Genomic DNA, 26,271 nt, shown 5'->3' on the forward strand with positions numbered 1-26,271 from the left:
GACGAGCCGACGACACCGAAGTCGCCTGGGCAGACGGAACGTTCGCAGCGGGAGATGACAGCCACCAGCACCAGCGGAGCAAGGTATCCCGTTGGACCGTCCAAGGGCCGGTCCAACGGGGACGTCTCCGCCCCGGGGGTGGCGGAGGGGCTCGGGCACCAGGGGGTGCCCGAGCAGGACACACCTGCCGGTGTCGCCGTCTCTGCCGCTGTGCCGTCGCCGTTGCCGCGTGCTGCTGATCAAGCCGCGCTGCACCGTGTTGCCCGCCGCCGCGAACGCCAAACCGAGCAGCGCAAAGAGCGCGTCGACGTCCGCTACAGCGTCGATGAGAAGACCGGCATCCTCGGCATGGCCCAGTCGCTGAACATCGCCGCCGCCCACTACGTCGGCGCCGTCGTCATGGCCCACGTGCACGGTGACCTCGCCCTGCCCGGCCAGCGCACCCCGCTGGACGACTACATCGACGAACTCAACGCGCTGCGCGCCCAGGTCACCCACATCGGCCGCAACATCAACCAGATCGCCTGGAAGCTCAACTCCGGCGGCCACCCACACCCCGGGGACAGCGCCCTGCTCGCCCAGACCGAGCACACCCTGACCGCCGTAGGCGCGGCCGTGCGGGACATCGCACAGGCCGCGAACCAAGCGGTCAGCAAGAAGGCCGTCCGTTGATCGCGAAGATCAACAGCGGCAAGAGCACCGCCGGCCTCATCCGCTACCTCTTCGACACAGAGAAGGCGAAGGGCCACACGGACCCGCACCTGGTGGGCTCCTGGGACGGCTTCGCCCCCGACCCCGGCCGCGCCGACGACTCCGACGCCGTAAGGAAGCTCCTGGTCGCGGATCTCGACCTGCACGTCAAGCAGGCCGGACGGCTGGGCCGCGCCCCGGAGAAGCATGTGTGGCACTGCTCGGTCCGCGCCGCCGAGAGCGACCGCATCCTCACGGACGAGGAATGGGCCGACATCGCCCGCCGCGTCGTTCACGCCACCGGTATCGCCCCCGAGGGCGATGCGGACGGCTGCCGGTGGGTCGCGGTCCGGCACGCACCGGACCACATCCACATCGCCGCCACCACGGTCCGGGCGGACCTGCGGACCGCCCGGCACTGGAACGACTACCTCACCGCAGACCGTGAACTCGCCGCCGTCGAGAAGCACTACGGCCTGCACCAGGTCGTACGCGGCGACCGCACCGCCGCCAAACGCCCCACCCGCGCCGAGCAGGAGAAGGCCAAACGCGCCGGCAGCAAGACAACGGCCCGTGAGCGTCTGCGTGCCGCAGCCCGCACGGCGGTGGCCGCCGCGACGAGCACGGAGGAGTTCCTCACCCTGCTGGAGCACACCAAGGGGGTGCTCGTCGACGTCAAGCGTTTCCCCTCCGGCGACGTCCGCGGCTACACGCTCGCCCTCGAAGGTGACACCAACAGCGGGGCGGAGCCGATCTGGTACTCCGGGTCGAAGCTCTCCCCTGACCTGTCGTGGCCCAGGGTCAGCGAACGGCTGACCGCCACAGCCGCCACCGCCGCCCCGTGGCAGGACGCGATCACCGCCATCGAGTCCATCCCCCACGCTCTCGCCCACGACGGGGCGCCGGCCGCGCAGGCCCACATCGCCGCACTCGGCGAATCCCTTGATGCCCTGCCGCTGCTCGCTCCCGCCTCCTACCGGGAGGAATTCCGGCGGGCGGCAGCGGCCTTCGAACGCGCCTCCCGCTCCCGCGTCCAGGCTGAGAACCACCACGCCGCGCGGCTGCGGGGAGCGGTCAGGGCCATGCTCCGCACGCCACCCCCGAACAGCTCTGACGGCACGCTCCTGGCTCTGCTGCTCGACACGATCGTCCTCGCCACCGCTGCCACCTTGCGATGGCACGACCTGCACCAGCACGACCAGCAGGTCACCGCCACGCGTGATGCCCTCACCCACCTCCACGTGGCCGCGGACCAGGCCGCCGTCACCGCCCTGGCCACCGTCAAACGGGCAGGGCCGAGCAGTCCCGTGGTCCGGCTCCGGTACGAGCATGTCGTCCGCGTGGTGCTGCCCGAACACGCCGACCGGATTCTCAACGCCGCTGACTGGGAGGCGCTCGCCGTCACCCTCGCGCGAGCCGGCACCCGTGGCCTGGACCCCGTCGACGTCCTCCGCGCCGTTGCCCAGCGCCCCCTGGACGACGCCCGGTACCCCGCACGCCTTCTCGCCTGGCGCATCCAGCAGAGCACCTACACCGCACAGACACCAAGCACCACGCCGTCGGCACCACGGCTCACGCCAGGCCCGGCACCCGTGTCCGGCGGGCCGCGCACCCGCCACTGACCCCCGGAAGCCAAGTCCAGCGAGTCGTGGAGGTACCTCATGCCCCGCGCACCACCTGAGCGATTCACCGCGAAGCGCTCACCAGTTCAGACCCCTTCCACACGACATTGCAGAAGGAACCGCCCATGCCCCAGACCCACTTCCGCCCCGACGTCGTCGCGCTCTTCGCCGACGTGGACTGGCACGGCCACCTCGACGACCCCCACCGCGCTTACCACCGTGACGGGCGTCCCTTCACCCTCGCCGAGCAGCGCCTGCTCGTCACCATCACCCCGGAAGAGAAGGCCGCCGGGCACCAGCAGATACGGCGCGAGAACGAGTGGCTGGACGAAGTCGATGCGATGAGGGACGACTTCGTTGCCCTCGTCAGGAAGTACCTCGACCAGCTCCCCAAGAACGCCGTGGTCGCCGACGCCATCAGCATCATGACCGACGAGGACTACGCCGAGTACGAACGCCTCGTCCCGATCGTCACCGCACAGGACACCCTCGAATACCGCGCCACCCACGGAAACTCGACCGAACACCTCACCCGGCACACGGAGGACTGACCGCACACGCCGACAGCGGCCGACTGCAGGCGAGCCCCAGAGCCCCAACGGCTGCCGAGTGCCCGCCTGAGGCCACCACCGCACACAGACACGCACCGCAGCCCCGCATGCCGAAACGGCCTGCGGGGCTGCGCAGTTACGAGCCTCCGGTGTGAACACACCTCACTGCGAGGCCGGTTCGGACAAGAGGCAGGGGTGAGGCGACGGGCTTGGCACCGGGGCACGGACGACGGCGTTGCCCGTCAGTCGGCCGGGGCGCGCAGGAGTCGGTCCTTGGTGCTCTCGGGCAGCACCCCGCGCAGGACCGGCGCCGAAGAGGCAAGGGATGCGGCAAATGCTCCGACGAGATCGTGCGGCACGCCGGCGGAGAACGACACCGCCCACAAGTACGGTGCGCCAAGGGCGGGTTCGGCCCACGCCTGCCACCCGGCCGGACCCGCCTCATCGCCGGCGAGGGTCAGGGCGCTCGGGTCACCATCCTGGATGAGCGGCGGCACCTCACCGAGGCTCACGTACGTGGTGAACATGGGGTCCACCGCCCCGGAACGGGGATGGTCGATGTCGCGCAGCCAGCCGCGCGTGGTGAGCGTGTCGAGGACCAGCTCGGGTCCGGCGGACCCTGCGGTGGGCTGGTGGCGGTTGTTGAGAGCGGCGAGGAAGTCGCCGAGGACCTCGCCGGGGATGCCGGGGGTGAAGTAGGCCGACCACGCGGCGAGCGGGCTGCTGGTGTCCTCACGGGCGGAGACCTGCCAGGCGACCGGCAACTCCCCCAGGAGGAACGGCTCGTCCGCCAAAACCCACTGGGCCCAGCGCAGCGTGTCGCGGCTGATGTGCAGGACGGTACTGCGCAGAACCTGCCGGTCCTCCGCTGCTTCATCCGGCTCGCGCCTGCCACGGACAACCGTGAGATTCGCCCAGCCGAGCCCGGTGAGCGGGTCGGCCACCCTCTCGTAGAGACGTCCGTCATCACCGGCCAGATACCGGGGACCAACCCAGAACGCCTGGGCTCCGGGCGAGGCGGGCGGTTCAAGCGGGAACTCGGGATACAGAGGCGCCTCCAAGTCTAGGGGTGCGTAACTACAAGCCACCGGCGGTGTGGTGGGGACGGCGCGGGGGTTTCGTTTCGGATCGCCCGGCCTGTTCCGACTCGGAACGGCCTCCGTGGTCCGCAACGGAATGGAGCAGCCGCAGAGCTTCGACGACGGTAGAGAATCCGACCAGCGCAAACCACGGTCACGAGCAACCGCCCCTCTGACCTGGCAACTTCGAGGAAGGTCGTCTACGTTGACATGCCCTGCCCACCCTGACCAGTCCTTCGTCGATCCTTCCTGTCTGCCCCCGGCGAACTGTCCGCTGTCATCGAGTAGAGGCGTTTGACAGCGAATCCAGTTTCCTCGGCTTCCTTGCCAGCGAACCTAGTGGCAAGAGGGCCCTTGGCACGTCTCAGAGTGGTCATCGCTTCCGGCGGTAGCGAAGGAAGACGGCAGCGAGATCTGGCAGTTCCCTGGTGACGGCGACGATGTCGGTCCGGTCGGCACGGCTCAGGGCGACAAGACAGACGACTGTGGCGCAGATGAAGCCGAGCAGGAGTGCGAGCGGAAGAAGTAGCCATACTTCGATAGGCACGGTTGGTCTCCACGGTTGGTGGGCCGGGGGATGTCCCCTGCGGATGACGGGCAGATCGGGGGAAGAAATCACCGTGCCTGTGGGTCCGCCCAGCCGATGGCGGAATCGGCCGTGGCGCGAGCTGCGGCGCGACGTTCTTCGGCCCGGACGGCGAGACGACGGGTCTTGCGACGGACTCGTTCACCGAACGCAGCCGGGTCAGAGGCGCCGGCGTGGGCAGCGGCCTCGGTCCAAGTTGCGCCGTCACCGGCGGCCAAGGCGATTACGACCAGGCGTTCCTCAGACGTCAGGTGCTGCACGATTCTTAGGAGGCGGTCGTCGTGGATGGCCGTGCCGAGGCGGGCGTCGGAGAGGTCGGCCCGGTCGGCGACGAGGTCATAGAGGCACAGGCCGTCGCCGAGCGGGGCGTCCAGGAGTAGCAGTCGGGAGCGCCGTACGCGGCGGCGCCACAATGGGACGAGCTGGCGGTGGATGGTGTGGACCTCGGCGCGCAGCTGGCCAAGGACTTCTGGTTGCAGACATCCGTGCTCGTCCAGTGACCGGGTCCAGTCACCCATCAGGGCGGTGGAGACCGCCTCGTTCCAGCGTGTGCTCCGGTTCACCCCCAGAACGCGGGCGGCGAAATTCTCTACCTTGTCCTGTCGGTTCTGGAGTGCATCGGCGCGTGCCTCCAGCGCCGCCATCAGGTCCGGCACGGGCCCTTCGGAGTCCTTGACCCAGTCCGTGTTGTAGCGGGCGTCCTCGCCAACACGCAGCCGCACCGTGACACCCGGGAGGGTGATGGGTGACGCTGGTTCCAGGGCGGCCATGACGGCGTCCACCGCGGGCTCCCGGATGATGTCCCGCAGATGGCGCTGTACGAGACCGCCGTCGTCAGTCTCGTACAGGAAGGCCCCCATGGGGAGGCCCGTCTCCTTGTGGACTCCGCCGGAGGTTGCGCGGACGCGAACTTCGTGGCTCTGGACATACCAGATCGGTGGGATCGGTGGGAGTACCAGCTTGGTGAGGTCAGGTGCGGACGACGTAGCGGTGGTGGAGAGTTCGAGATCAGGCACGGTGGGCTCCTGGGTTCGGATCAGCAGCTTCACCTCTTCGGTCCCGGCAGATGCCCTGAGCGGCAATAAATCTTGGACGGATTCTGCAGACGCTTGTTGGCCCATCACACGGTAGTTGCGGGCCGAGAGAGTCGCCTGCGATTCAAGGGACGTACTCTCGCTCCCCACACCGCCAGGCGGCGTCTTGAGTCTGTACGGCCTGCTCAGCGGGCAGGAGAAACTAGCTGCGAGACCCTACAGCTTCCGGCTCAGCCGCAACCGATACAGGGTCACGTCTCTCGGTGTCGGTGCGCGTACTTAGGGTTCCAATATGATCAAGCTCCCTGATGCCACACTGCACCGGTTGAACACCGAGGTCCTAGAGGCCGGCGGCTGGCTGCCGTTCGGCGGGATGTTCGACATGATCGAGGAGTGGCCGGCCAGCCTCCCGACCAAAATCGGTGTCTACGTCTTCTTGATCGGCGGGAACGAGCCCATCACCTATCCGGTCGGCGAGTCCTCAATCGTCTACTTCGGCAAGGCCGAACAGCAACGTGGAGTGCGGGGCCGGGTCAGCCAGCATCGAGGCACGATTATGAGAGGCTCTCGTGGGCGTTGGCCAGGGCACGCCGCGCACGAATGGCTGATGGCACGAGGTGGCTTCTGCATGTACTCCCTGGCCCCCGACCATGATCCCTTCACCTCCGCATGGGTAGAACGCGAGCTGATCCATGCGTTCCAACGTCTGCATCGCACGCGACCTGTGGGCAACGGAACCGCCGCCTGATGTCGGCGGCGCACTCCGTTCACGCTGCACGACTGGGTTCTGTGGTTATCGCCTTGTTTGGTTGGCAAAGGACAACTGTCTGTGTCTCCGGCTGAGGCAGTTGTCAGCGAACCTAGTCGTGCGATGTGAACGTGCGACTTCAGCCGCCAACGAAAGGGGCCCCGTCCGGTGTCGTGAAGAGTCCCCAACAGCGGTCAGAGGTGGCGACGGAGGCGTCCACACACGCTTCCTGGACCGGAGCCGTTCAGGGCAGCAGGGCCGCGTCGAGGTAGTCCTGGACCGGCTCGAACAGTCCGTACGGTACGTACTGCGGGATGTCACCGTGCGCGACCCAAGCGAGTTCGGCCAGCTCCTCCGTGTCCGCGACGTACGCGGTGCCGCCAACCACCTCGCAGGCCGTGTACGACATCAGCCGGCCCGTCTTCGGGTGGATCCGCTCACCGAGCAGCTTCACTGCGGCCACGTCCAGACCGGTCTCCTCCCGGGTCTCCCGCACGGCGGCGTCCTCGCGCGCCTCGCCGGGCTCGACTTCTCCGGCCGGGAACTGCCAGGAGAGCTGTCCCTCGTTGACCCTGCGGCGCACCATGAGCACGCGCCTCTCACTGACGACAATGGCCGCAGCGATGCCGGGTCGTTCTTCCGCGTTCGGCTGCGTCACGTCTGCTCCTCCAGGACGGCCAGGGTGGGTGGGAAGATCGTATCGACGGGGATGAAGCGGGGCACCGAGTTTCTGGGGACCCACATGACGTCGATGTTCTCGACCGCGTCGGTGTTGCTGGCTTCGCCCGCCAGGTACTCGCAGAGGAAGTACTCGCACAGCACTCCGGTCACGGGGTGAAGCCGGTTACCGAGGTGCTGCCGGACCACGCAGTGGACACCCGTCTCGTCCAAGGTCTCCCGCACGGTGGTGGTCTCTGCCTTGCCTCCCGGCTTGATGACCCCGGCCGGGAACTGCCAGGTGATCCCGGCAGCGTCGTCATCACGCCGGCACACCAGCAGGACATCGCTGTCGCGGATGACTACCGCGATGGCCACGCGGAGCGCCTGCGCGCCTGGCGGCGTCGAGAGCGCCGCGGCCTGCTCCTTCGCCAGCAGGAGCGCGAAGCGCTGTCGAGCCGCTGCGGGGGCCTGCTCGTGGGCCGTGTCGAGGAGTTGCTGCATCTCCCTGCGCGGCACGACAGACGCGTCGGAGTGCCAGGTGGCCACCGTCCTTACGGCGATACCCAGGCGTCCAGCGAATTGCTCGTTGCCGAGGCGAAGGGCGGACTGCAGCAGGCAGGCGTAGCGGCCACTCCAGCGCTCGATCACGTCCACAGAACTCCCCTTCGTCGCCGACCCTGTGCAGGACCCGTGCGCCCAAAGTGCACTGCCACTGCACTGGCGCTTCATGGTTGCGCAGCGGAAGCCCCGGAAGAATCGGAGTCATCAGGGCCAAGGAATCACCCGCCGAAAGCTCAGTCCCTGACGGCGGATAAGGGGCGCCGAAGCGCCGGACGACCACGAGGAGATTCTAGATGTGCAGCTTCAGCGGTTAACAGAGATAGGGAAGTTGGCTGAATCGCGACTCTCGGGGCGGCTGTCGGCGGCTCTCTGGCCGACGTTCGCCCATCCGGGGCATTGCTCGCTCGCCCGAACCCCTCTGCCGACGCCGGTAACCTCAGCAGACGAGGGCTGATCAACCGTCATGTTCGGTTGTCAGCAAGGCGAAAGGGAGCCAATGGCCGAGGACCAGACACACACTGTCGAGCGCACGCTCGTCCTGCTCAAGCCCGATGCGCTGGCGCGTGGCCTGGCAGGAAGGATCATCACGCGATTCGAGGACACCGCGCTGAAGATCGTCGGCACGAAGATGAAGTGGATGGATGCGGAATTCACCCGCAGGCACTACTTCGACCTTGAGGAGCGGCTTGGCTCGGAGGTCTACAACGTCACCTCGACGTTCATGCAGCAGGGGCCGGTCATCGCCCTGGTGCTGGAAGGGTTCGATGCCATCGCCACCGTCCGCAAGATCGTCGGCAGCACGTACCCCAATCAGGCTCCGGCTGGCACCGTGCGAGGCGATCTCTCGCACTACAGCTCGGCGGCCAGCGTCGCCTCGGGCAAAGCCGTCGCGAACCTCGTGCACGCCTCCGGCAACGCGGAGGAGGCGAAGCAGGAGGTGGAGCTGTGGTTCGACAAGGACGAACTGCAGGACTACAAGACGCTTGCCGAGATCTACACCTACTGACAGCGGGTCACGGCGTCACTGAGCGAGCGCCGTTGCGTTGACCACCAATGGGGCACGACCGTCCGATCTGAGAGGGCACCATGACCAACCAGACCCGCCTGGCCTCCGCTGACGAACTGGAGTCGATCTTCCAGCGAGAGCTGGGGACCGACCGGTGGGCGGCGACCGAGACCGCGTACGCCCTGGCGGTACGCCACCGCGACCTGGGCGACTGGCCCACGTCGCGTGAATGGGTGCAGCAGTGCTTGCGTCTCCTGGAGGGATTCCCCAGCGAGACAGAGGAGCAGGTCGCCACCGGCCGCATGTCGGTCGGCGGAGTCCAGTTGCCGACGTACCTGCACGCGGGTGTCGTCAAGGACCGCTTCGGCGACCTCGGCTGACACCACGGAACCACCACGGGTGATGCGGCCGGCATCCGGCTCGGCCGCATCACCCTCGCGCTTGTTGACCACCAACTCCACAGCGATCGCCCGACCGGACAGGCCCCTGCGGCAAGGGTCCGGCCGGCTTCGCCATGCCTGAACCGAGGAGGCAGTTACCCCGTGGCCGTCGAGATCGAGATGCGCGCCCGCTTCACCAAGGAAGCCCACGACCAGCTCGTCACCCGCCTGAAGGCGGACGGAGAGGACCTGGGCACCGACGACAAGCACATCTACTTCTACGTACTCCCCGACCAGCTCTTGAAGGTCACCGATAACACCGCCGCCGGGACCGCCAAGATCACTCTCAAGGGAAGCAAGATCGGGCAGGGCGCAGCCTTCCCGGAGACCGAGTTCGCCATCGCCCCCGCCGACGTCCCCGCCGCGGTGAAGGTGTTCAACGCCCTCGGGTTCGAGACGGCGATGCACGAGGCGTTCAACTTCCGCCACAACTTCCGTTTCGGCAGTGTGGAGATCGCCGTCAAGTGGAGCGAGGCGTGGGGCTACCACGCCGAGTTCGAGGTGCTGCTGGAGGACGACGCCCCGGACGCGGCCCGCGACGAGGCGGCGGCCACGATCACGGACGTCGCCACGGCACTGGGCGTGACCCTGATGACGGAGCAGGAGCTGGCCGACTTCACCGCCGCCTTCGAGGCCGCCGAGAAGGAGCGCAAGGAGCGCGAACAGCAGGCCACACCGATCCGGTAGGGAACACCACCACGGAGACCACCAAGGGGGTGGGCACGAATGAGCACGACCCCGTTGACCGCAAGCCTGATCGACCTGGCTGCCCGAGGGCAGCTCCCGCTCCACCAGCACATGGACCAGGCCACCATCGCATGGATCGGCGACAACAGGCCCGACCTCCCGCAGGCACCACCGCCGGCCTTGCGTCCACTGTCGCGAGAGCTCCTGATGCGCGGCGGACTGCCCACCCGGTGGTGGGCCGACCCGCGCCTGTACACCTCGCTTCACGGCGCCCGACACGCCATGAGGACGGCGGCGCTGGCCGCCGTCCTCGCGGAGACGAACGACCTGGACGACGCTGACACCACCACGGCGATCATCGCCGCCGCCGTCCACGACTGCCAGCGACGCAACGACAAGGACGACCAAGGACATGGCGCCCGCGCGGCCATCTGGCTCGCCGCGAACGCCGACACCGTCTGGGCGCACTTCGGCCTCACCGCCACGCCGAGGCCCATCATTCAGGCGGCAACCGCCGTCCGGTTGCACGACATTCCGTACCAGGCGTTCACCGCCGACGACCGGACCGACCATTCCCGTGCCGAGCGCATCACTGACGTGGTCAAGACCGCCGACGCCTTGGACCGCTACCGCCTGCCGAAGCTCAAGTGGTGGCCGGACACCCGGTTCGTCCGCGAGGCCGCCTTCGACCAGGCGCGTGACCTCGCCTTCGACCTCGTTCTGGTCTCGGAGCGCGCTTACCTCGCGGGGGCCGGCGACACCGAGGCCGTCCGCTACGCGCTCGCCGAGAAGGGCTTGGTCTGACCATGGACTTCGTCGACTCCTACCACCTGTGGGCCGACGCCCACGCCTTCTTCGACTCCACCCTCATCCCCAGCCCTGCCGACCACACCGACCCGCTCGCCGTCCAGGCCGCGGACTGGGACAGACGGCTCGCTGAGGAAACCCCGAACGGTCATCTGCTCCGGCGGAATGCCCTCTTCGAGGCCCTCAGCGGAAACGGCAAGCTGCACCTGCTGCACGTCACCCACGCTCTGGAGGAGATCAGTCGGCAGGGTGTGCTCTACCCGTCGGGAGGCTGCCTCGTCGGAAGCATCTACTGCGCGCCGCTCACCGCGACCGAACAGGGCTTCCACATGCACAACTTGGGCTCGTACGTCCTGACCAAGGAAGCGCCGGCCTTCCTGGCCAAGCTTGGTGTCACCGACCGCGTCCCCACCCCGCTGATCTTCGAGATCGACACCCCGCCGCAGGCGTATCGCGGGCTCGCCGGAGTGGACTACCTGCGACTGGGTCTCATCCACCTGCAGATCTACAGCCACCTCGAATATCTGCTGAGCAAGAACGAACGGCACCAACTGCGCGAGACGGTCGTCGGCCGCGTAAAGAACTCGGCCGCGTTCCTCGCCACCGCCGCCACTGTCGCTTACCAGGGCACCCGGGTCGACGCCGAGCCGTTCCTGCGGCTGCTCGACGAGACGATCCCCCGCCTGCCGATCCTCGGCTACCTGTACTTCGAAGCGGTCGCCGAGTACCTGATGCTCCACTCCACCTCGCACCACACCCGGCGCCTGGCCGAACTCGGTGAGCTGAACAACTGGCTCTACAAGGAGATGTTGTTCGCCTCCTTCCCCGCCATGGCCGGCAAATTCGACCTTGCGCGGTTCCGCCCCCGCCCGAAGCAACTGGCCGCGCTCATCCACCAGGTCGACCCGACCATCGACACCGCCCACGCCAGCTCGTATCTGGTCGAGAGGATCAGCTACCTGGTTGCCGCGCGCCTCTTCGCGCCCGGCGACGCCCCCGAAGCCTGGCACCACACGCGCTGGGAGTTCGACTCCCTGGCCACCCAGCTCGGCCCGTTACTCGGCCACCTGATCCACCGGGAACTGCGCACCTTCGGCCGCTACCCCGACTTCTACTTCTACTTCGACCAGCACAAGGCACTGCAAGCCTGGAACTACTGGAACCACATGGACATCGTGGCGCCATTCAACGGCACGATGCCCAAGGGCGAGATCGGCATCAACCCGGCCTACCCCAACCTCGACTACCGCGTCTGGCGCGCCGAGCAGGACGATGCCGGCCACCTCCACCCGGCCGAAGAGCTCGCGCTCACCATCGCGCCGCGGCTTGTGGACATCAAGTACACCCTCATGCGCAACAACCAGTGGGCAGCTCCCTCGCCCAGCGCTGCCTGACCGCCGCCGCCGATCGCGGCACACCCCACCCCGAGCAACCTCACACGCAGGAGATCCGTGATGAGCCCCTCCGGCATGCCCTCCGTCGACCTCCTCTGCGAGAAGATCACCTCCGTCCTCGCAGACCCCGCCACCACCCACGGCCTCGCCCGCACCCTCCGAGCCGCCGCCAAGGAGATCGAACTTCATCGGTACCACCACGCCAGCCTGCGCGCCTGGCCCAGCGGCCGGATCGACGACAAGCCCGCCAAGGTACAGATCGGCGGCGGAGCCCACCGCATCGACGGGTACTTCAACATCGACCTCGCCCCGCCGGCCGACCTGCTCTGGGATATCCGCGAGGGCATCCCCCTGCAGGACAGCTGCACCCACGAGATCTTCTCCGAGCACTTTCTGGAGCACATCGACTACCCGCGCTCAGCCAAGTCCTACGTCCAAGAGGCGCACCGGGTCCTCGCGCCGGGCGGCCGGATCATCACCGGCGTTCCCGACGCCGCATTCGCCTTGAGCCACTACCCTCGCCCGCTGGACGCCTCCGACGAGACGATCGAGCGCTGGTACGCCAAACGCGACTGCCTCGGCGACATCAACACCCGCCTCGACCTGGTCAACCTCGTGTTCCGCGACCAGGACGACGACCCCACCTACACCCCACACCTGTGGGCCTACGACCACGAGAAGCTCGTCCAGCTCTTCACGGAGGCCGGCTTCACCACCGTCGAACCCTGGACGTTCGACCCCGCCGTCGCCAACCCCAAGCGCCGCTGGGGCAGCGTCTACGTCATCGCGACCAAGTAGCCCTTCAAGCAGTCCGTGCGTCCGAGGCCCGTGTACAGCGGCCTCGGACGCACGGGTCCAAGACTGCGCCGGGGCGCCCGCACGCAATGCGTATCGCGGTGGAAGCCCTGCCTCATGGACTCGGAATCCGACTGGAGACACTTCCGTGCTTGACCGAATGGTGATTCCCGGCATCACAGAGTTTGCACGCAACGGACTGCCAGCACCCGCGCAGACCGATGACCGGAACCCATGGGTGGACGGGGTCTGCTGGCTGTACTGCGGACAACGCCGGACCCGCGTCCTATGGATCGGTTCGGCCAGTGTCGCGGGCCTCCAAGCCCCCATGTTCGCGTGCGGCCCCTGCATCTCCCAGCTGCACGAAAGGATGTGGCAGACCGTGCTTCTGGGAGACGAACCGGAGAGGCCGACGCCTCGAACGGAATCGGTCGAGCGCGAGACGCACGGTGGGCGACGCCGAGGTCGTCATCGAAGCCCAGGCAGATTTCCAGGTTTGCGAACAGATTGACGACTACTAGAGGGCGGCCAGGAGACAACTCGTCGGTGCCAGCCCGGCACCCTCACGTGGCTGCCTACCGCGCGCTGGGTAGCTGGGACGGAGACAGACCAATAGCAGGCGTGCTAACGGAGGCGCCTATGGTTGCAGTTCGCATTTGTCCGCGCTTATTTGGGCTGAGGTATCCAGGCCGCTCCGCCCCACGACAGAGCTACACGGAGGGGTACAGTTTGGATTGTATTCAGCCTCGGTCAGTCCTGCCGTCCATGCTCACGTTCATACTGACGCATCCACGTACGAAAGTTTCAGGAGTCAGGTCGATTTCCGCGTGATATAGGCGATCGGCTTGCTGGACTTCGGTGCCCGCTGGTTTGCTTCTTCGCGGAACTCCGGCGAGGACTTTCCGGGTGGAGCCACTGCTTCTTTCCTCGATTGCCTACAGGGCAACCCTGCTCGGTCCCTGTTCGGGATCTTTGGGCCTCTCATTCGTACTGGAGGTGACCGCTGCCACCTTTCTCCTGGCGTGGCGGCAATGTACACTTCCCAAGTGCGCTACGAGCAAAGGCCAGTGACTCCGCAGCCCGGAGCGTTCCCTGATGAGAAGGCTCTCTCCGCCGTCGTTTTAGGCAAGCTCGACCGGTGGTTCCACATCGAGGAGCAGGTGCCAGGGCGTTACTGGACCGGCGAAGAGACGCGCATAGACGCAGTGTTCAGGCCCAGGGACCCGAAGGGCTGGCACGATGATGCTCCCGCGTTTGGTGTCGAGTTCAAGAACCCCGCACCGAATACCAGCACCGGGCACCGTTACAGCTGGGTCGCCCAGGCCGTTGGTTACGCGCACTGTGATTGGCAGGGATACGGTCGGCTTGGGATCTTCTTGTGTCCATCGCCTCTGACCTGGCTTCTGTCCCGCGCTGATGGAATCGCTTCTGCCCGCCAGAAGAGGATTGGGCCTGAAGCGCTGGAGCAGGAGCGCCGGAGGGTCCGTGAGTATGGACGACGCTTCGGTAAGGAGTACTCCGATGCCTACGTCGACAATGAGGCGCTGCTAGCCCATCGGCGCACCCTCGGGGAATTGACTTACGAGGAGTTCACCGCTCGCGCCGACGGGTTCGTGGACGCGGACGAGCGCCAGCGGGAGCATGATCTGCGAATGGCCGACGAACTGACGCACCTCATAGGGCAACTCGGTGTCGGTGAACTCATGCCTTACGAGAAGATCGGCTGGGCGCTCATGCGGTCAGGCACCCAGTTGTGGAGCGAGCAAAGCGGAGTGAACCGTGTCCCGTTTCGACTACGGCCGCGCATCGGCTCCCGATGAAATGCGTGACTGGGTGCGTTTAATGATGCGTCAGAGATTGTTGGCCGTCATGATCTTTCAGGCTCTAGCCGTAGGGTGAAGAGACCCACCGCCACTGGTACATCGGTCTGCTGGCGGAAGCGCCACGGGAGAGACGCGGGCTGCTCATCACCGGAATGGTGACCCACCGCTGGGGTTACTTCTATTCCAAGCTGCGCCCCGGAAAGTTCGTTTGGGCTGAGATCCCGCCGACACCGGCAATCCGCAGGTGGGCTGCTCATCGGGCGGGTTTCTACTGGGCGGCGTGATCTGTAGCCCCGCGTTTTCATCACAGCTCACCTGTCTGGAGCTGCACCCGCGACAAGCTAAGTGCGGCCTCGCCCAGCAAAGACTGTGCCGACACGCACCGCTTGCACGACAATGGCCAACGGGACCCGACGTCCCCTCGTTGCCCTAGGTACTTTTGCTGCTCTTGGAGCTCTCGCCGTGACGCTCTCCGTCCCTACTTCGCCTACCGCGCTCGAAACCGTGCTCAAGCGGGTCGTCGAGCGCAAGGCCACCCGCGCTGAAGCAACACTGCAGGCCGACATCCGCCAGTTTCTGTTGGATGCGGACCTCAACCTTGGCGAGCAGGATCTGCTGACCCCCGTGCTGGAAGCCCAGGTGGGTGACGGTACCGGCCACCGAATTGACATCGAGATGGGCGCGACCATCATCGAGGTCAAGAAGGACATCAGTCGTCCGAAGCCCCGCAAGGACGGCGTCGAGCAGCTGGCGAAGTACGTTCGGGCCCGGACTGAGCAGCGCGAACGTCGGCACGTCGGCATCCTCACTGACGGCGCTGACTGGCGGGCCTACACACTGGTCCGCGACGAGCTGAACGAAGTGAATCGCTTCGATGCGCGGGAGCGCAACGTCAAGGCTCTGGATCTAGTCCGGTGGCTCGAAGGCGTCTTGGCGACGTCCGAGGGCGCGGCACCCACGCCGGACGCTATCGCGACCCGCCTCGGAGCGGACAGCGTCGCCCACTCCATCGACAAGACGATCCTCACGGCGCTGTACGAGGAGAACAAAAATCAGCCGACGGTCCAGCTGAAGCGCGATCTGTGGGCACGGCTGCTGCGCAGCGCTCTGGGCGCCCAGTTCGACAACAGCGACGAGCTGTTCATCGAGCACACGCTCCTAGTGAACACCGCCTCGATCATCGCTCACGCCGTGATGGGCATCGACGTGAAGGACACCGCGCCCGCCTCGCTGGTCAACGGTCAGCTGTTCACACAGGCGAGAATCTCGGGGGTGGTCGAGTCGGACTTCTTCGGCTGGCCGCTGGAGACCGAGGGCGGCGAGGGCTTTGTCCAAGACTTGGCCCGTCGGCTCGCCGGCTTCGACTGGTCAAGGGTTGACCACGATGTCTTGAAGGTCCTGTACGAGTCTGTGATCACCACGGAGACCCGTAAGAAGCAGGGGGAGTACTACACACCGGACTGGTTGGCGGAAGCTACGGTGATGGAGGCCGTCCCGGACCCGCTGAACCAGCGGATCATGGACCCGTCATGCGGCTCCGGTACGTTCCTTTTCCACGGCGTCCGACGCTACCTGGCCGCCGCGCGGGGCGCCGGTCTGCCGCTGCCCGAAGCCCTGGACCGCCTGCACGACCATGTCGCCGGCATCGACCTCCACCCCGTCGCCGTTGCGCTGGCCCGCGTCACCTACCTCCTCGCCATCGGCCGCGAGACGCTCACCTCAGAGCGCGGCCCGATAAGTGTCCCCGTTTACCTGGGCGACAGCCTCCAGTGGGACCAGCGCACCGACCTCATCGACCACGGCCACCTCGTCATCAAGACCGGAACAGGTAATCAGCTCTTCGCCAACGAACTTCGCTTCTCCGAAGCCTTGCTGCAGGACCCCAACCGCTTCGATGCGATCGTCAACGAACTCGCCGACAAGGCAGCCGACCCGCACCGCGCCAAGGGCAAACTGGCCTCCCTCGCTGCCGTCTTCAACCGGCACGGCGTCGCCGACACGGACGAGCGGGAAGACCTGACGGAGAACTTCCGTGTCCTGTGCGAGCTGGTCGACGAGGACCGCAACCACATCTGGTCCTACTACGTTCGCAACCTGGCCCGCCCTATGTGGCTGTCCCGCGCCGAGAATCGCGTCGATGTCCTCGTCGGCAATCCGCCCTGGCTGTCCTACCGGCACATGCCCGAGGACATGCAGAAGACCTTCAAAACCATGATGCAAGCCCGGGGCCTGTGGAAGGGGTTCGAGGTCGCCACCCACCAGGACCTGTCGGGCCTATTCATTGCCCGCGCGGTCCAGCAGTACCTGCGCGTGGACGGCTCCTTCGCCTTCGTCGTGCCCAACCCCGTGCTGGACCGCCCCTACTGGACCGGCTTCCGTACCGGCGACTGGACCGACCCAGACCACCCGGTCAAGGTCGACTTCACCGGCTCCTGGGACCTGCGCCGACTACGCCCACACTTCTTCCCTCGCGCCGCCGCCGTCATCTTCGGCCGCCGCCGCCCCCTCTCCATCGGGCAGCAGAGCAACAACGCCGTCCCGTTGCCGCGGGAGACCGAGATCTGGGCGGGGAAGATCCCCAAGAAAGCCGTGCACTGGGAGCGAGCCAAGGGCTGGATCACCCGGAAGGCGGGCGAGTTGCGCTACCCGAAGGAAGGACTGATCAACTCGCCGTACCAGAACCGGTTCGCGCAGGGGGCGACCGTTGTCCCCAAAGTCCTCTTCTTCGTGAAGGAACAGGCGACCGGCCCCCTGGGCTTGGGCGGCGGCCGTGTCTCGATCCGCTCCCAACGCAGCACTCTTGAGAAGAAGCCCTGGAAGGATCTCCCGGACCTCGAAGGATCGGTCGAGAAGCAATTCGTCCGGCCTGTTCTGCTCGGCGAGCACGTCGTTCCCTACCGAATCCTGGGCGCCGACAAGGCCGTCCTGCCCATCGAGGGCACGAATACCCTCATGCATGGTGAGCATGACCACCTCGACCGTTACCCGGACCTGGCGATGTGGTGGCGCAATGCAGAACGGCTGTGGGCTGATCACCGCTCCAGCGACCGGCTCTCCCTGATTCAACAGCTCAACTTCCGGAAGAAGCTGACCGAGCAGCTTCCCGGCGCGCCGCTGAGGGTGGTCTACGGAGCTTCCGGCATGTACGTCACGGCGGCGTTGGTGGACGATCCGAACGCGGTCATCGAGCATAAGTTGTACTGGGGAACCGTTGCCACTCGGCAGGAGGGTACGTACCTGCTGGCGGTGCTCAACTCGCCGTACACCACCGAAGTCGTACGCCCCCTCATGTCTTACGGCAAGGACGAACGGGACATCGACAAGGCTGTATGGGAGCTGCCTATCCCGGACTTCGACCCGTCCGACGCAAAGCACGCACGAATCGCAGAGATCGGTGAGGCCGAATCTCAGCGGATCGCCGAGCTGAAGTTCGAGGGCGGAAAAAGCTACATCCAGATCCGTCGCACCCTGCGCGACTTCCTCCTCAGCTCCCCCGACGCCGAGGAACTGGATCAACTGGTCACCGAACTACTCGGCTGAGATACGCCCTGCACTTCATCGTCCCGCTGCCGCGGTTGCGTCTGGAGGGCGGGGAAGGGCGGGGCTGTGGATTTGCAGAGCTGGCCCAACTTGCGTGAGCGCTGCGTGAGCGGACCAGCTGATGTCAGGGCGGACTCGGTGTCACGCGAACTGGGACCGTGCTCCCCTGATCAGCGGAAACGAGATTCTGCGGCATCACGCGACACTGTCCGGGATGATCTTGCAGGCCCTCGTAATGCGTAGGTCTCGGGTTCGAATCCCGAAGGCGGCTCCGCTCAAGCCCCGGAACTCACTCGCCGTGATCTGGGGCTTTTGCTTTTTCTGGCGCTCCTCTTCCTCAGCACGTAGTGGGGGGCGTTGACTTACCCGCGCAGGGTGGCCACGACGCACCCCGAGGCGACGGGATGTCAGGAATTCGCTTTGACCGCGAGGACCGGACACGGCGAATCCAGGAGGATTCGCTGGGCCGAGGATCCCAGGAGGAGCTTGCCGACCGCGCTGCGGTGCCGAAGCCCGATCACCACCAGGGAGATCTCGGACGACCCCGCCAGTTCGACGATCTCCTCGGCCGCGTCGCGCCCGCCGACCACCTGGTGTATGTCGAAGTCGACTCCCAGCTCGGTCAGGCCCTGTCGGACACGGTCGAGGTCTCTCTGTTGTGCGAAACCGCGGTCGACGTACGCGTCGCCTCGCGAGGTGTTCATCACCAGCAGGGTCTCGCCCCTGGTGCGGGCCTCACCGACTCCGGCGCGCAGCGCCGCTTCTCCCTCCGGCGAGGGCACGTATCCCACCAGTACCGTCATGGCCACCCCTTTCAGGACCGTCGCTCGACGAGCGGACGCACGATGTACCGGCCGACCAGCGGCCAGACCAGTACGAGCACGATCACCGTGTAGATCACGTAGGACACCGGTCCGCCCAGCAGACCGGAGAGTTCGCCGCCCGACAGCTGAAGAGACCGCCGGCCTTGCAGTTCCGCGCGGGGGCCGAGGATGACGCCGACGATCAGTGGCAGCACCGGCAGCCCGAATCTCCGCATTCCGAAACCGATCAGTCCCAGCGTCAGGAGGAGGAACAGGTCCAGGGGCTGGGCATTGACCGCGTAGGCACCCATCGACGCGAAGAACACAATCCCCGCGTACAGATAGGAGCGCGGTATCCGCAGCAGCCTGGCCCAGACCGGCGCGAGCGGCAGATTCAGCAGGAGCAGCAGCAGATTGCCGATGAACAGGCTGGCGATCAGCGCCCAGACAAGTGCCGACTCGCGCTCGAACAGCAGAGGGCCGGGCTGGATTCCGTACGACTGGAATGCCGCGAGCATCACCGCGGCGGTCGCGTTCGTCGGTAGCCCGATGGCGAGCATCGGCACCAGGGTGCCCGCCGCGGACGCGTTGTTCGCCGCCTCCGGGCCGGCGACTCCCTCGATCGCCCCCTTGCCGAACTGCTCGGGGTGCTTGGTCAGCTTCTTCTCCGTGGCGTACGACAGGAACGTCGGTATCTCCGCGCCGCCGGCCGGCATGGCCCCGAAGGGAAAGCCGAAGGCGGTGCCGCGCAGCCATGGCTTCCAGGACCGTTTCCAGTCCTCCCGGCCCATCCACGGCACGCCGACGGGGATCACCGCCGCGGATTGACGCCGCAGATGCGCCGCCACCCAGAGGGCCTCGCCGACGGCGAAGATACCGACGGCGACCACCACCACATCGATGCCGTCGGCGAGCTGGGGGACACCGAAGGTGAGCCGCTGCTGCCCGGAGACCGAATCGATTCCGACAATGCCGATCACCAGGCCGACGGCCAGCGAGGCGAACCCGCGAACGCGCGACGAGCCGAGTACCGCGGTGACCGCGATGAAGGAGAGCAGCATGATCGCGAAGTAGTCCGGTGCGCCGAGACCGACCGCGAAATCCACCACGAGCGGGGCGACGAGCACCAGCAGCAGCGTGCCGATCGTCCCGGCGACGAAGGATCCGATCGCCGCGGTGGCGAGCGCCTGCGCCGCCCGGCCGGCCTTCGCCATCTTGTTGCCCTCGATGGCTGTGACGACCGAGGCCGATTCGCCGGGCGTGTTCAGCAGGATCGAGGTGGTCGAACCGCCGTACATGCCTCCGTAGAAGATGCCGGCGAACATGATGAACGCCTGGGTCGGCTCCATTCCGTACGTCACCGGCAGCAGCAGAGCCACGGTCATGGCCGGCCCGATTCCGGGCAGGACCCCGACCGCCGTGCCGATGGTGACGCCGATCAGCGCCAGCAGAAGGTTCATCGGGGTGACGACGTGCGCGAACCCCTCGAACAGATGGTTCAGGTTGTCCATCACAGGATTCCTTGCAGCACGCCGGCCGGGAGATTGACGCCGAGCCCGATCGCGAAGGTGTAGAAGGTGATCAGCGACAGCGCCGCCGCGATCGCCAGGTTGCGAAGGTAGTGCCGGTTGCCCAGGGCGAAGGCCGTTCCCCAGAACAGGAGGGCCCCGCTGATCACCCAGCCGAGGGGCTCGATCAGAACCGCGTTGACGACGAACGCGCCGATCAGCAGCAGAATCGTCCGCCAGTCGATCGGATTCGTCAGGTCGACGTCCTCACCGGCCTCCGGTTCGACGCGACCGCCCCGCGCGACATCGACGGTGTACACCAGGGCGACCACCAGGAGCAGTACTCCCAGGAGCACGGGTATCGTGCGCGGCCCGACCGGGTCGGTGCTGCTCGTCGAGTGCGCGATACCGGTGGCGTCGACGATCACCAACACGCCCAACAGGGCGAGGAACGCGCACACGCCGTACTGTGCGCGGTCCCCGCCGGGGGAGCGGCGGGAACCCGCGTCGGTGTCCGCGTTGACGTCCGGGCTCATGCCAGGCCGAGCTCTGCGAGGATGTCGGCGACGGCCTTGTCCTGTTCCGTCAGGAAGGCGGCGAACGCGTCGCCGGTCGTGAACGCGTCGGTCCAGCCGTGCTTGGTCAGCTCGGCCTCCCACTCCTTGGAGGAGTGCATCGAGGTCAGCGAGTCGATCCAGACCTTCTTGTCGGCGTCGCTGATGCCGGGCGGGGCGACGATTCCGCGCCAGTTGGTGAAGACCATGTCGATACCCGAAGACTTCAGCGTCGGAGCATCCTTGAGGGCTTCGATCGGCTTCTCGCTGGTCACCGCGAGCACCCGCACCTGACCCGCCTCGATCTGGTCGAGGAACTCACCGAAACCGCTGACACCGAAGGCGATCTTGCTGCCGAGGATCGCCGGGAGCAGCTCACCACCGCCGTCGTAGCCGATGTAGTTGACCTTCTTCGGCTCGATGCCGACCGCCTTGGCGAGCTGCATCGGAAGCAGGTGGTCCGGTCCGCCGAGCGACGAGCCGCCCCCGACGGCGACGTCCTTGGGGTTGTTCTTCCAGGCGGTGACGAGATCGTCGATCGTCTTGTACGGGGAGTCCTTCGGCACGACGATCGCGCCCGCCTCCTCCACCATCTTGGCGAGCGGCGTGGTCTGCGAGAGCGTCGCCTTCGACTTCGAGGTGTACGCGGCGCCGACGACTCCCAGCCCCATCTGCATGGCGAGCTTGCCGTTGCCCTTCTCGTTCACGGTGCGCTGCAGACCGACCGTGCCGCCGGCGCCCGGGAGATTGAAAACCTGAACACCGGACGCGATCTTGGCGTCCTCCATCACCTTGGCCGCCGTCCGCGCCGTGGTGTCGTACCCCCCGCCCGGGGTGTTGGGGACCATGATCCGCAGGCCGGTGACGGGCTCGTCACTCTTGCCCGTTCCTTCTTTCTCCGCGGTGGCGCCGCAGGCGCCCACCGCGACCATGGATATGGCGGCCAGGGCACTGACGACAGCGGTTCTTCGAGTTCTCATGGCCTGTCTCTTTCTCTTCCGGCAGTCGGAGGCCATGATTGTGCGACTCGCCGGATACCACGTCTGCGTTGTGTCGGCATTGAAGATTGAGTTAATTGTGGTCCTCACTTTTCGCCGCCATACCCTCGCGGGCGAGCTGTTGGTACTCCAGCTCGCCATCGTCGTCGTGGTGCTGCTGGCGGTCGCCGCCGTCTCGCTGGCCCAGTCGGAAGCGACCTTCGACCGGATCGAAGGACGACGGGTCACCGCGCTCGCCGAGCAGCTGGCCGGCAACCCCTTGGTGTCCAGTCAGCTCGGCCGGCCGGCGCCGGGCGAGACGCTCGCCCCGCTCGTGCAGACCACGCTGACCCAGTCGGTGGTCACCTCCGTTTCGGTCGCCGACAGCCGTGGCAGAATCGTCAGCTCCACGAATCCCACGGTGATCGGCACGGAGCTGCCGCTCGGCCCCGGCGTCGCCGAGGCCCGCGGCTGGTCGGGCGAGCTGGTCCTGGACGGTGACCGGCAACTGGTGGCCCAGGTTCCGGTGATCGAAGCGGCCCAACCCGGCCTCGGCCGGCATCTCGGCACGGTGATGATCGGTGAGGCGTCACCCACGATCTGGCAGCGGCTGAGTGGCGCGTCGTCGTATCTGCTCGCCTACCTCGGCATCGCGAGCGGGCTCGGTCTGATCGGCTCGTGGCTGCTGGCCCGGCGTACCAAGCGCCAGACCCTCGGTCTGGAGCCACGTGAGATCGCGGGGCTCGCCGAGCACCGCGAGGCGATGCTGTACGGGATCGCGGAAGGGGTGATCGCCCTCGACCCGCAGTTGCGGCTCACCCTGGTGAACGAGGTCGGCAGGCGGTTGATCGATCTGCCTGAGCACTGCGTGGGGATGAGCCTGGCCGATCTCCGGATCGAGGGCCGACTGCACGACGTACTCGCCGGATCCCCCGATGGCACGGCCGAGCGGCGCGACGAAGTGGTCATTCGCCGGGGCCGGGTACTGGTGATGAACCGGATGACCGTCACCAAGGACGGCCGGCGGCTGGGCTCGGTCACGACGTTGCGGGACCGTACCGAACTCGCGCGTCTGGAACGGGAGATCGGATCGTTCCGCAGCTCCGCCGAGCTGTTGCGCGCGCAGGCCCACGAGTTCGCCAATCAGCTGCACACGATTTCCGGGCTGATCCAGATCGGTAAGCACCACGAGGTGGTGGGGTACGTCCGCGCGCTGAGCAAGCACCGCCAGTCGCTGGACACGACCCTGACCAGGCGGGTCCGCGACATGGCTGTCGGTGCTCTGCTGATGGCGAAGTCCTCGCTCGCGGCCGAACGCAAGGTCGTGCTGCGCGTCTCGGAGCACACGGCCCTCGACCGGCTGGCACCGGAGGAATCGGTGGACGTGGCGACGGTGGTCGGCAACCTCGTCGACAACGCCGTCGACGCCGCGGCGGCGGGCGACGACGGCAACGGCGCCTGGGTGGAGGTCGAGTTGAGGCAGGACGCGTCCAGCGTGGAGATCGTGGTGCGCGACTCGGGCCCCGGCGTGGCGCCCGAGCTCGCCCAGGAAGTCTTCTCGCACGGCTTCACCACGAAGGCCGCTCAGGAGGGGGAGCGCGGCATCGGGCTGGCGCTCACCCGGCTCGTCTGCGAGCGCCGAGGCGGCGAGGTCGCGGTGACCAACACCCCGGACGGCGGCGCCATGTTCACCGCGAGAATGTCCGTCGGCAATCCGGTCGGCGCGGTACCGGAAGGAGCCTCCCGATGATCGACATACTGGTCGTCGACGACGACTTCATGGTGGCGAGTGTCCACCAGACCTTCGTCGACCGCGTCGAGTCCTTCCGGGTCGTCGGCACGGCCAACACCGGCGAGCAGGCGATCACGGCTGTCGGCGAGCTGCGCCCCGACCTGGTCCTGCTCGACCTCTACCTTCCGGACATGTTCGGCCTGGACGTCCTGCCACGCCTGCGGACCGCCGGGCACGACTGTGACGTCATGGTGATCAGCGCCTCGCGCGAGATCGACGCGGTCCGCCGCTCCGTCCGCCAGGGGGTGGTCGACTACCTGCTGAAGCCGTTCGACTTCGACGATCTGCGCCCCCGCCTGGAGCGGTACGCCGCCCGGCGCAGCAGCCTGCTCACCACAGTTGTCCGGGGCCAGGCCGACGTGGACCGGGTACTGACAGGGGCCGGCCTGCCGGCACCGAGTGTCGCGCTGCCGAAGGGCATGAGTGTGGAGACCGCGGAACTGATAGAACGCACCCTGTGCGGAACGGACGGAACGCTGTCCGCCGCCGAGTGCGCGGCCAGGGCCGGCGTCTCCAGGGTCAGCGCCCGCCGTTATCTCGAACACTTCCACGACACCGGCCGCGCCGAGGTGTCCTTGCGGTACGGAGTCGCCGGCAGACCGGAGCGCCGCTACGGCTGGCGCACCTGAGTTCGCTCCTGCCGGTCCCGCCGCCATGGAGCCGGTCCGGTCCCTCCCACTGCTTCTGATCGGCCGCGCCGGGGCGTGGTCGGACAACCGGGTCGTCGTGAGGCACAACCATCGGTTGTGGGTGCCTAAGGTGAGCCGGTGGACACCGAGGGGTTGCGATCGTTCGTCCGGGCCGCCGGGCTCGGGCAGTTGCGGCGTGCCGCCGAGGAGTCGGGTGTGACGCAGCAGGCGGTCTCCAAGCGGATCGCCGCCCTGGAGCGGGAGTTGGACGTCCGTCTGTTCACCCGTACCGCCCGGGGGGTTGAGCTGACGCCCGACGGTCAGGCGTTTCTCCCGCACGCGCGGAGCATCGTCGCGGGTGTCGAGCGTGGTGTCGACGCGGTCAGGGCGGGTTCTCGTGCCCTGCGGATCGACGTACTCGGCCTGCGGAGCGCGCAGGCCGTCGTTCTGCACGACTACTGGCGGGCGCATCCCGGGACCGACCTCGACGTGGTGACGCTACGGGTCAGCGACCCGCGCGCGGCCGTCGCCGCCGTCGAAGCGGGTGATGTCGACGCCTCGTTCCGTACGGTCACCGCCCCGGGCGCGCTACTGCCCGGTGTGCGGATGATCCGCGCGTTCGACTCTCCGCTGGAGCTTCTCGTCGGACCGAGGCATCCGCTCGCCTCCGCGCGGAGCCTGACGCCGCTCCAGTTGCGCAAGCACCGGATATGGGTGCCGGGCATCGCGCCCCGGAGCGAATGGGCGGAGTTCTACGATCAGCTCGTCACCGCATTCGACCTGCGCGTGGACGCGGCGGGCCCGCACTTCGGGGACGAGGTGCTCCTCGACACCCTCGCGGACTCCGCGGACGTGGCCACTCTCGTCGGGGCGCGCGACCGGTACATCTGGCCGGCGGACCACGACCTGCGCCGTATCCCCGTCGTGGATCCGACCCCCGCGTACCCGCTCTCGCTCATCCTTCCCCGGACGAATCCGCATCCGGGGCTGCGGCGAATCATCGCCCACCTGCGGGGCCTGCCGAGGCTTCCCGGCGCGGTCTGGCTGCCGTCCTGGGCGGCGGCGCCGGCGCCGGAGTGCGGCGGCGGCGAGTCCTGTGCCAGTCACCCGTAGACCGGAAGAAGGATCACGGCAATGTCCAGCGACCGTCTCATGCGTATCCACAGCGACGAGTTCCGAGCCATGGCCGACAGAGTCCTGCGGGCCACCGAGCTCACCTCCCGACTGAACGTCCTGCCCTTCGACGACGAAGCGGGCAAGGCGGAACTGTTCGAGCAGATTCTCGGCAGGCCGCTGCCGGCGAAAGTCACGATCTACCCGCCCTTCTACACGGACCACGGCCACCATCTGGAGCTCGCCGAGCGCGTGTTCATCAACCAGAACTGCACGTTCCTGGACTACGCGGGCATCCGGCTCGGCGAGCGCGTGATGGTCGGGCCCAAGGCCACGTTCATCACCGTCGGTCACCCGGTCGATCCCGAGGAGCGGAAGGGGTGGCTGAGCGGCGCGCCCATCGATGTGGGGGAGAACGTGTGGATCGGCGCCGGTGCCATGATCCTTCCCGGCGTGACCATCGGCCGTGACGCCGTGGTCGCCGCCGGGGCGGTCGTGACCGACGACGTACCGCCGGCGAGTCTGGTGACCGGCGGCAAGGCGACCGTGCACCGGCGGTGGTGACGCACCGGCGGTGGTGACGCAGCGGCGGTGGAGACGGGCCCGGCAGCCCGGTTCCAGGGCGCTGAAACCGCTCTGAAACAGCGCTGAATGCGCCCTGTCGCAGTCTCTGCGGCATGACAACAACGACTCCGGAATCACTCGCCATAGCGGCCGAGGGGCTGCACAAGGCTTATGGGGACAAGGTCGTCCTCGACGGCATCGACGTGAGGGTGCCGACCGGCTCTGTGTTCGCGTTGCTGGGGCCGAACGGTGCCGGGAAGACCACCGCCGTGAAGATCCTGTCGACGCTGATCACCGCCGACGGAGGC

At 67.2% G+C, this 26,271-nt stretch carries 26 protein-coding genes; 17 read left to right on the plus strand and 9 right to left on the minus strand.

Going from position 1 to position 26,271, the window contains the following annotated elements:
* Positions 1-54: 54 nt before the first annotated feature.
* The 3 genes from GXP76_RS19500 (at position 55) to GXP76_RS19510 (ending at position 2,863) form a co-directional block, all read left to right on the plus strand.
* Complete coding sequence (locus GXP76_RS19500) at positions 55-672, plus strand: MobC family plasmid mobilization relaxosome protein (protein WP_242572859.1); 618 nt, start codon at positions 55-57, stop codon at positions 670-672.
* Positions 669-2,312 (plus strand): relaxase/mobilization nuclease domain-containing protein, encoded by a 1,644-nt coding sequence (locus GXP76_RS19505; RefSeq protein WP_242572834.1) that lies wholly within the window; start codon positions 669-671, stop codon positions 2,310-2,312. Before GXP76_RS19500 ends, GXP76_RS19505 begins: the two co-directional genes overlap by 4 nt.
* A gap of 125 nt (positions 2,313-2,437) precedes the next feature.
* Entirely contained in the window at positions 2,438-2,863 is a 426-nt protein-coding gene (locus GXP76_RS19510; protein ID WP_242572835.1) for a hypothetical protein, read from the plus strand.
* 242 nt (positions 2,864-3,105) lie between these two features.
* Here the strand turns inward: GXP76_RS19510 and GXP76_RS19515 are convergent, their stop codons facing one another.
* The 3 genes from GXP76_RS19515 to GXP76_RS19525 form a co-directional block, all read right to left on the minus strand.
* On the minus strand, positions 3,106-3,924 hold the full coding sequence (locus GXP76_RS19515) for a DUF317 domain-containing protein (RefSeq protein ID WP_242572836.1): 819 nt from the start codon (positions 3,922-3,924) through the stop codon (positions 3,106-3,108).
* Between the two features lie 391 nt (positions 3,925-4,315).
* Positions 4,316-4,489: a hypothetical protein gene (locus GXP76_RS19520; protein WP_242572837.1), complete on the minus strand. Its 174-nt coding sequence runs from the start codon at positions 4,487-4,489 to the stop codon at positions 4,316-4,318.
* 68 nt (positions 4,490-4,557) lie between these two features.
* Positions 4,558-5,577 carry a hypothetical protein gene (locus GXP76_RS19525; RefSeq protein WP_242572838.1) on the minus strand — a complete coding sequence of 340 codons (1,020 nt, stop codon included), beginning with the start codon at positions 5,575-5,577 and terminating at the stop codon, positions 4,558-4,560.
* A 277-nt stretch (positions 5,578-5,854) separates the two neighbouring features.
* Here GXP76_RS19525 and GXP76_RS19530 point away from each other — a divergent pair, with 277 nt between their 5' ends.
* Complete coding sequence (locus tag GXP76_RS19530; protein WP_242572839.1) at positions 5,855-6,310, plus strand: hypothetical protein; 456 nt, start codon at positions 5,855-5,857, stop codon at positions 6,308-6,310.
* A 244-nt stretch (positions 6,311-6,554) separates the two neighbouring features.
* Here GXP76_RS19530 and GXP76_RS19535 read toward each other — a convergent pair whose 3' ends face one another.
* On the minus strand, positions 6,555-6,968 hold the full coding sequence (locus GXP76_RS19535; RefSeq protein ID WP_242572840.1) for an NUDIX hydrolase: 414 nt from the start codon (positions 6,966-6,968) through the stop codon (positions 6,555-6,557).
* Positions 6,965-7,624, minus strand: coding sequence for an NUDIX hydrolase (locus GXP76_RS19540; RefSeq protein ID WP_242572841.1), 660 nt, complete (start codon positions 7,622-7,624; stop codon positions 6,965-6,967). The genes GXP76_RS19535 and GXP76_RS19540 overlap by 4 nt, the downstream gene beginning before the upstream one ends.
* Positions 7,625-8,027: 403 nt before the next feature.
* Between GXP76_RS19540 and GXP76_RS19545 the strand changes: the two genes are divergently transcribed.
* From GXP76_RS19545 to GXP76_RS19580, 8 genes are all read left to right on the plus strand, one after another.
* Entirely contained in the window at positions 8,028-8,537 is a 510-nt protein-coding gene (locus GXP76_RS19545; RefSeq protein WP_242572842.1) for a nucleoside-diphosphate kinase, read from the plus strand.
* Positions 8,538-8,617: 80 nt separating this feature from the next.
* Positions 8,618-8,917 (plus strand): hypothetical protein, encoded by a 300-nt coding sequence (locus tag GXP76_RS19550; protein ID WP_242572843.1) that lies wholly within the window; start codon positions 8,618-8,620, stop codon positions 8,915-8,917.
* Between the two features lie 162 nt (positions 8,918-9,079).
* Positions 9,080-9,664, plus strand: a complete 585-nt coding sequence (locus GXP76_RS19555; RefSeq protein WP_242572844.1) for a CYTH domain-containing protein — start codon at positions 9,080-9,082, stop codon at positions 9,662-9,664.
* A 39-nt stretch (positions 9,665-9,703) separates the two neighbouring features.
* Positions 9,704-10,468 carry a hypothetical protein gene (locus tag GXP76_RS19560; protein ID WP_242572845.1) on the plus strand — a complete coding sequence of 255 codons (765 nt, stop codon included), beginning with the start codon at positions 9,704-9,706 and terminating at the stop codon, positions 10,466-10,468.
* 2 nt (positions 10,469-10,470) lie between these two features.
* Positions 10,471-11,865, plus strand: a complete 1,395-nt coding sequence (locus GXP76_RS19565; protein WP_242572846.1) for a hypothetical protein — start codon at positions 10,471-10,473, stop codon at positions 11,863-11,865.
* A gap of 60 nt (positions 11,866-11,925) precedes the next feature.
* Positions 11,926-12,663, plus strand: coding sequence for a methyltransferase domain-containing protein (locus GXP76_RS19570; RefSeq protein WP_242572847.1), 738 nt, complete (start codon positions 11,926-11,928; stop codon positions 12,661-12,663).
* A 1,043-nt stretch (positions 12,664-13,706) separates the two neighbouring features.
* Positions 13,707-14,480, plus strand: coding sequence for a hypothetical protein (locus GXP76_RS19575; protein ID WP_242572848.1), 774 nt, complete (start codon positions 13,707-13,709; stop codon positions 14,478-14,480).
* 465 nt (positions 14,481-14,945) lie between these two features.
* Positions 14,946-18,023, plus strand: coding sequence for an N-6 DNA methylase (locus GXP76_RS19580; RefSeq protein WP_242572849.1), 3,078 nt, complete (start codon positions 14,946-14,948; stop codon positions 18,021-18,023).
* Positions 18,024-18,430: 407 nt separating this feature from the next.
* On the opposite strand, the gene GXP76_RS19585 is transcribed toward GXP76_RS19580, so the two are convergent.
* The 4 genes from GXP76_RS19585 to GXP76_RS19600 are packed head-to-tail and all read right to left on the minus strand — an operon-like array spanning position 18,431 to position 21,868.
* Entirely contained in the window at positions 18,431-18,826 is a 396-nt protein-coding gene (locus tag GXP76_RS19585) for a universal stress protein (RefSeq protein WP_242572850.1), read from the minus strand.
* 11 nt (positions 18,827-18,837) lie between these two features.
* On the minus strand, positions 18,838-20,337 hold the full coding sequence (locus GXP76_RS19590; protein WP_242572851.1) for a tripartite tricarboxylate transporter permease: 1,500 nt from the start codon (positions 20,335-20,337) through the stop codon (positions 18,838-18,840).
* Positions 20,337-20,870: a tripartite tricarboxylate transporter TctB family protein gene (locus tag GXP76_RS19595; RefSeq protein ID WP_242572852.1), complete on the minus strand. Its 534-nt coding sequence runs from the start codon at positions 20,868-20,870 to the stop codon at positions 20,337-20,339. The genes GXP76_RS19590 and GXP76_RS19595 overlap by 1 nt, the downstream gene beginning before the upstream one ends.
* The gene (locus tag GXP76_RS19600) at positions 20,867-21,868 is read right to left on the minus strand and encodes a tripartite tricarboxylate transporter substrate binding protein (protein WP_242572853.1); all 1,002 of its coding nucleotides are present in this window, start codon (positions 21,866-21,868) and stop codon (positions 20,867-20,869) included. The genes GXP76_RS19595 and GXP76_RS19600 overlap by 4 nt, the downstream gene beginning before the upstream one ends.
* Before the next feature lie 97 nt (positions 21,869-21,965).
* On the opposite strand from GXP76_RS19600, the gene GXP76_RS19605 reads away from it, so the two are divergent.
* The 5 genes from GXP76_RS19605 to GXP76_RS19625 form a co-directional block, all read left to right on the plus strand.
* Complete coding sequence (locus GXP76_RS19605; RefSeq protein ID WP_242572854.1) at positions 21,966-23,615, plus strand: ATP-binding protein; 1,650 nt, start codon at positions 21,966-21,968, stop codon at positions 23,613-23,615.
* Positions 23,612-24,286 carry a response regulator gene (locus tag GXP76_RS19610; RefSeq protein ID WP_242572855.1) on the plus strand — a complete coding sequence of 225 codons (675 nt, stop codon included), beginning with the start codon at positions 23,612-23,614 and terminating at the stop codon, positions 24,284-24,286. Before GXP76_RS19605 ends, GXP76_RS19610 begins: the two co-directional genes overlap by 4 nt.
* Before the next feature lie 138 nt (positions 24,287-24,424).
* On the plus strand, positions 24,425-25,399 hold the full coding sequence (locus tag GXP76_RS19615; protein ID WP_242572856.1) for a LysR family transcriptional regulator: 975 nt from the start codon (positions 24,425-24,427) through the stop codon (positions 25,397-25,399).
* Between the two features lie 21 nt (positions 25,400-25,420).
* Positions 25,421-25,963 carry a sugar O-acetyltransferase gene (locus GXP76_RS19620; RefSeq protein ID WP_242572857.1) on the plus strand — a complete coding sequence of 181 codons (543 nt, stop codon included), beginning with the start codon at positions 25,421-25,423 and terminating at the stop codon, positions 25,961-25,963.
* 113 nt (positions 25,964-26,076) lie between these two features.
* The coding region (locus tag GXP76_RS19625) for an ATP-binding cassette domain-containing protein (RefSeq protein ID WP_242572858.1) at positions 26,077-26,271 on the plus strand (195 nt) is incomplete at its 3' end.

It is taken from the genome of Streptomyces sp. NP-1717, assembly GCF_022695985.1.
Lineage (GTDB): Bacteria > Actinomycetota > Actinomycetes > Streptomycetales > Streptomycetaceae > Streptomyces.

What these genes read in the sequence shown, in the direction of transcription:
- GXP76_RS19500 (WP_242572859.1), top strand. Translation starts at nt 55, where the DNA reads ATGACAGCCACCAGCACCAGCGGAGCAAGGTATCCCGTTGGACCGTCC.
- GXP76_RS19510 (WP_242572835.1), top strand. Translation starts at nt 2,438, where the DNA reads ATGCCCCAGACCCACTTCCGCCCCGACGTCGTCGCGCTCTTCGCCGAC.
- GXP76_RS19530 (WP_242572839.1), top strand. Translation starts at nt 5,855, where the DNA reads ATGATCAAGCTCCCTGATGCCACACTGCACCGGTTGAACACCGAGGTC.
- GXP76_RS19545 (WP_242572842.1), top strand. Translation starts at nt 8,028, where the DNA reads ATGGCCGAGGACCAGACACACACTGTCGAGCGCACGCTCGTCCTGCTC.
- GXP76_RS19550 (WP_242572843.1), top strand. Translation starts at nt 8,618, where the DNA reads ATGACCAACCAGACCCGCCTGGCCTCCGCTGACGAACTGGAGTCGATC.
- GXP76_RS19560 (WP_242572845.1), top strand. Translation starts at nt 9,704, where the DNA reads ATGAGCACGACCCCGTTGACCGCAAGCCTGATCGACCTGGCTGCCCGA.
- GXP76_RS19565 (WP_242572846.1), top strand. Translation starts at nt 10,471, where the DNA reads ATGGACTTCGTCGACTCCTACCACCTGTGGGCCGACGCCCACGCCTTC.
- GXP76_RS19570 (WP_242572847.1), top strand. Translation starts at nt 11,926, where the DNA reads ATGAGCCCCTCCGGCATGCCCTCCGTCGACCTCCTCTGCGAGAAGATC.
- GXP76_RS19585 (WP_242572850.1), bottom strand. Translation starts at nt 18,826, where the DNA reads ATGACGGTACTGGTGGGATACGTGCCCTCGCCGGAGGGAGAAGCGGCG.
- GXP76_RS19590 (WP_242572851.1), bottom strand. Translation starts at nt 20,337, where the DNA reads ATGGACAACCTGAACCATCTGTTCGAGGGGTTCGCGCACGTCGTCACC.
- GXP76_RS19595 (WP_242572852.1), bottom strand. Translation starts at nt 20,870, where the DNA reads ATGAGCCCGGACGTCAACGCGGACACCGACGCGGGTTCCCGCCGCTCC.
- GXP76_RS19600 (WP_242572853.1), bottom strand. Translation starts at nt 21,868, where the DNA reads ATGAGAACTCGAAGAACCGCTGTCGTCAGTGCCCTGGCCGCCATATCC.
- GXP76_RS19610 (WP_242572855.1), top strand. Translation starts at nt 23,612, where the DNA reads ATGATCGACATACTGGTCGTCGACGACGACTTCATGGTGGCGAGTGTC.
- GXP76_RS19620 (WP_242572857.1), top strand. Translation starts at nt 25,421, where the DNA reads ATGTCCAGCGACCGTCTCATGCGTATCCACAGCGACGAGTTCCGAGCC.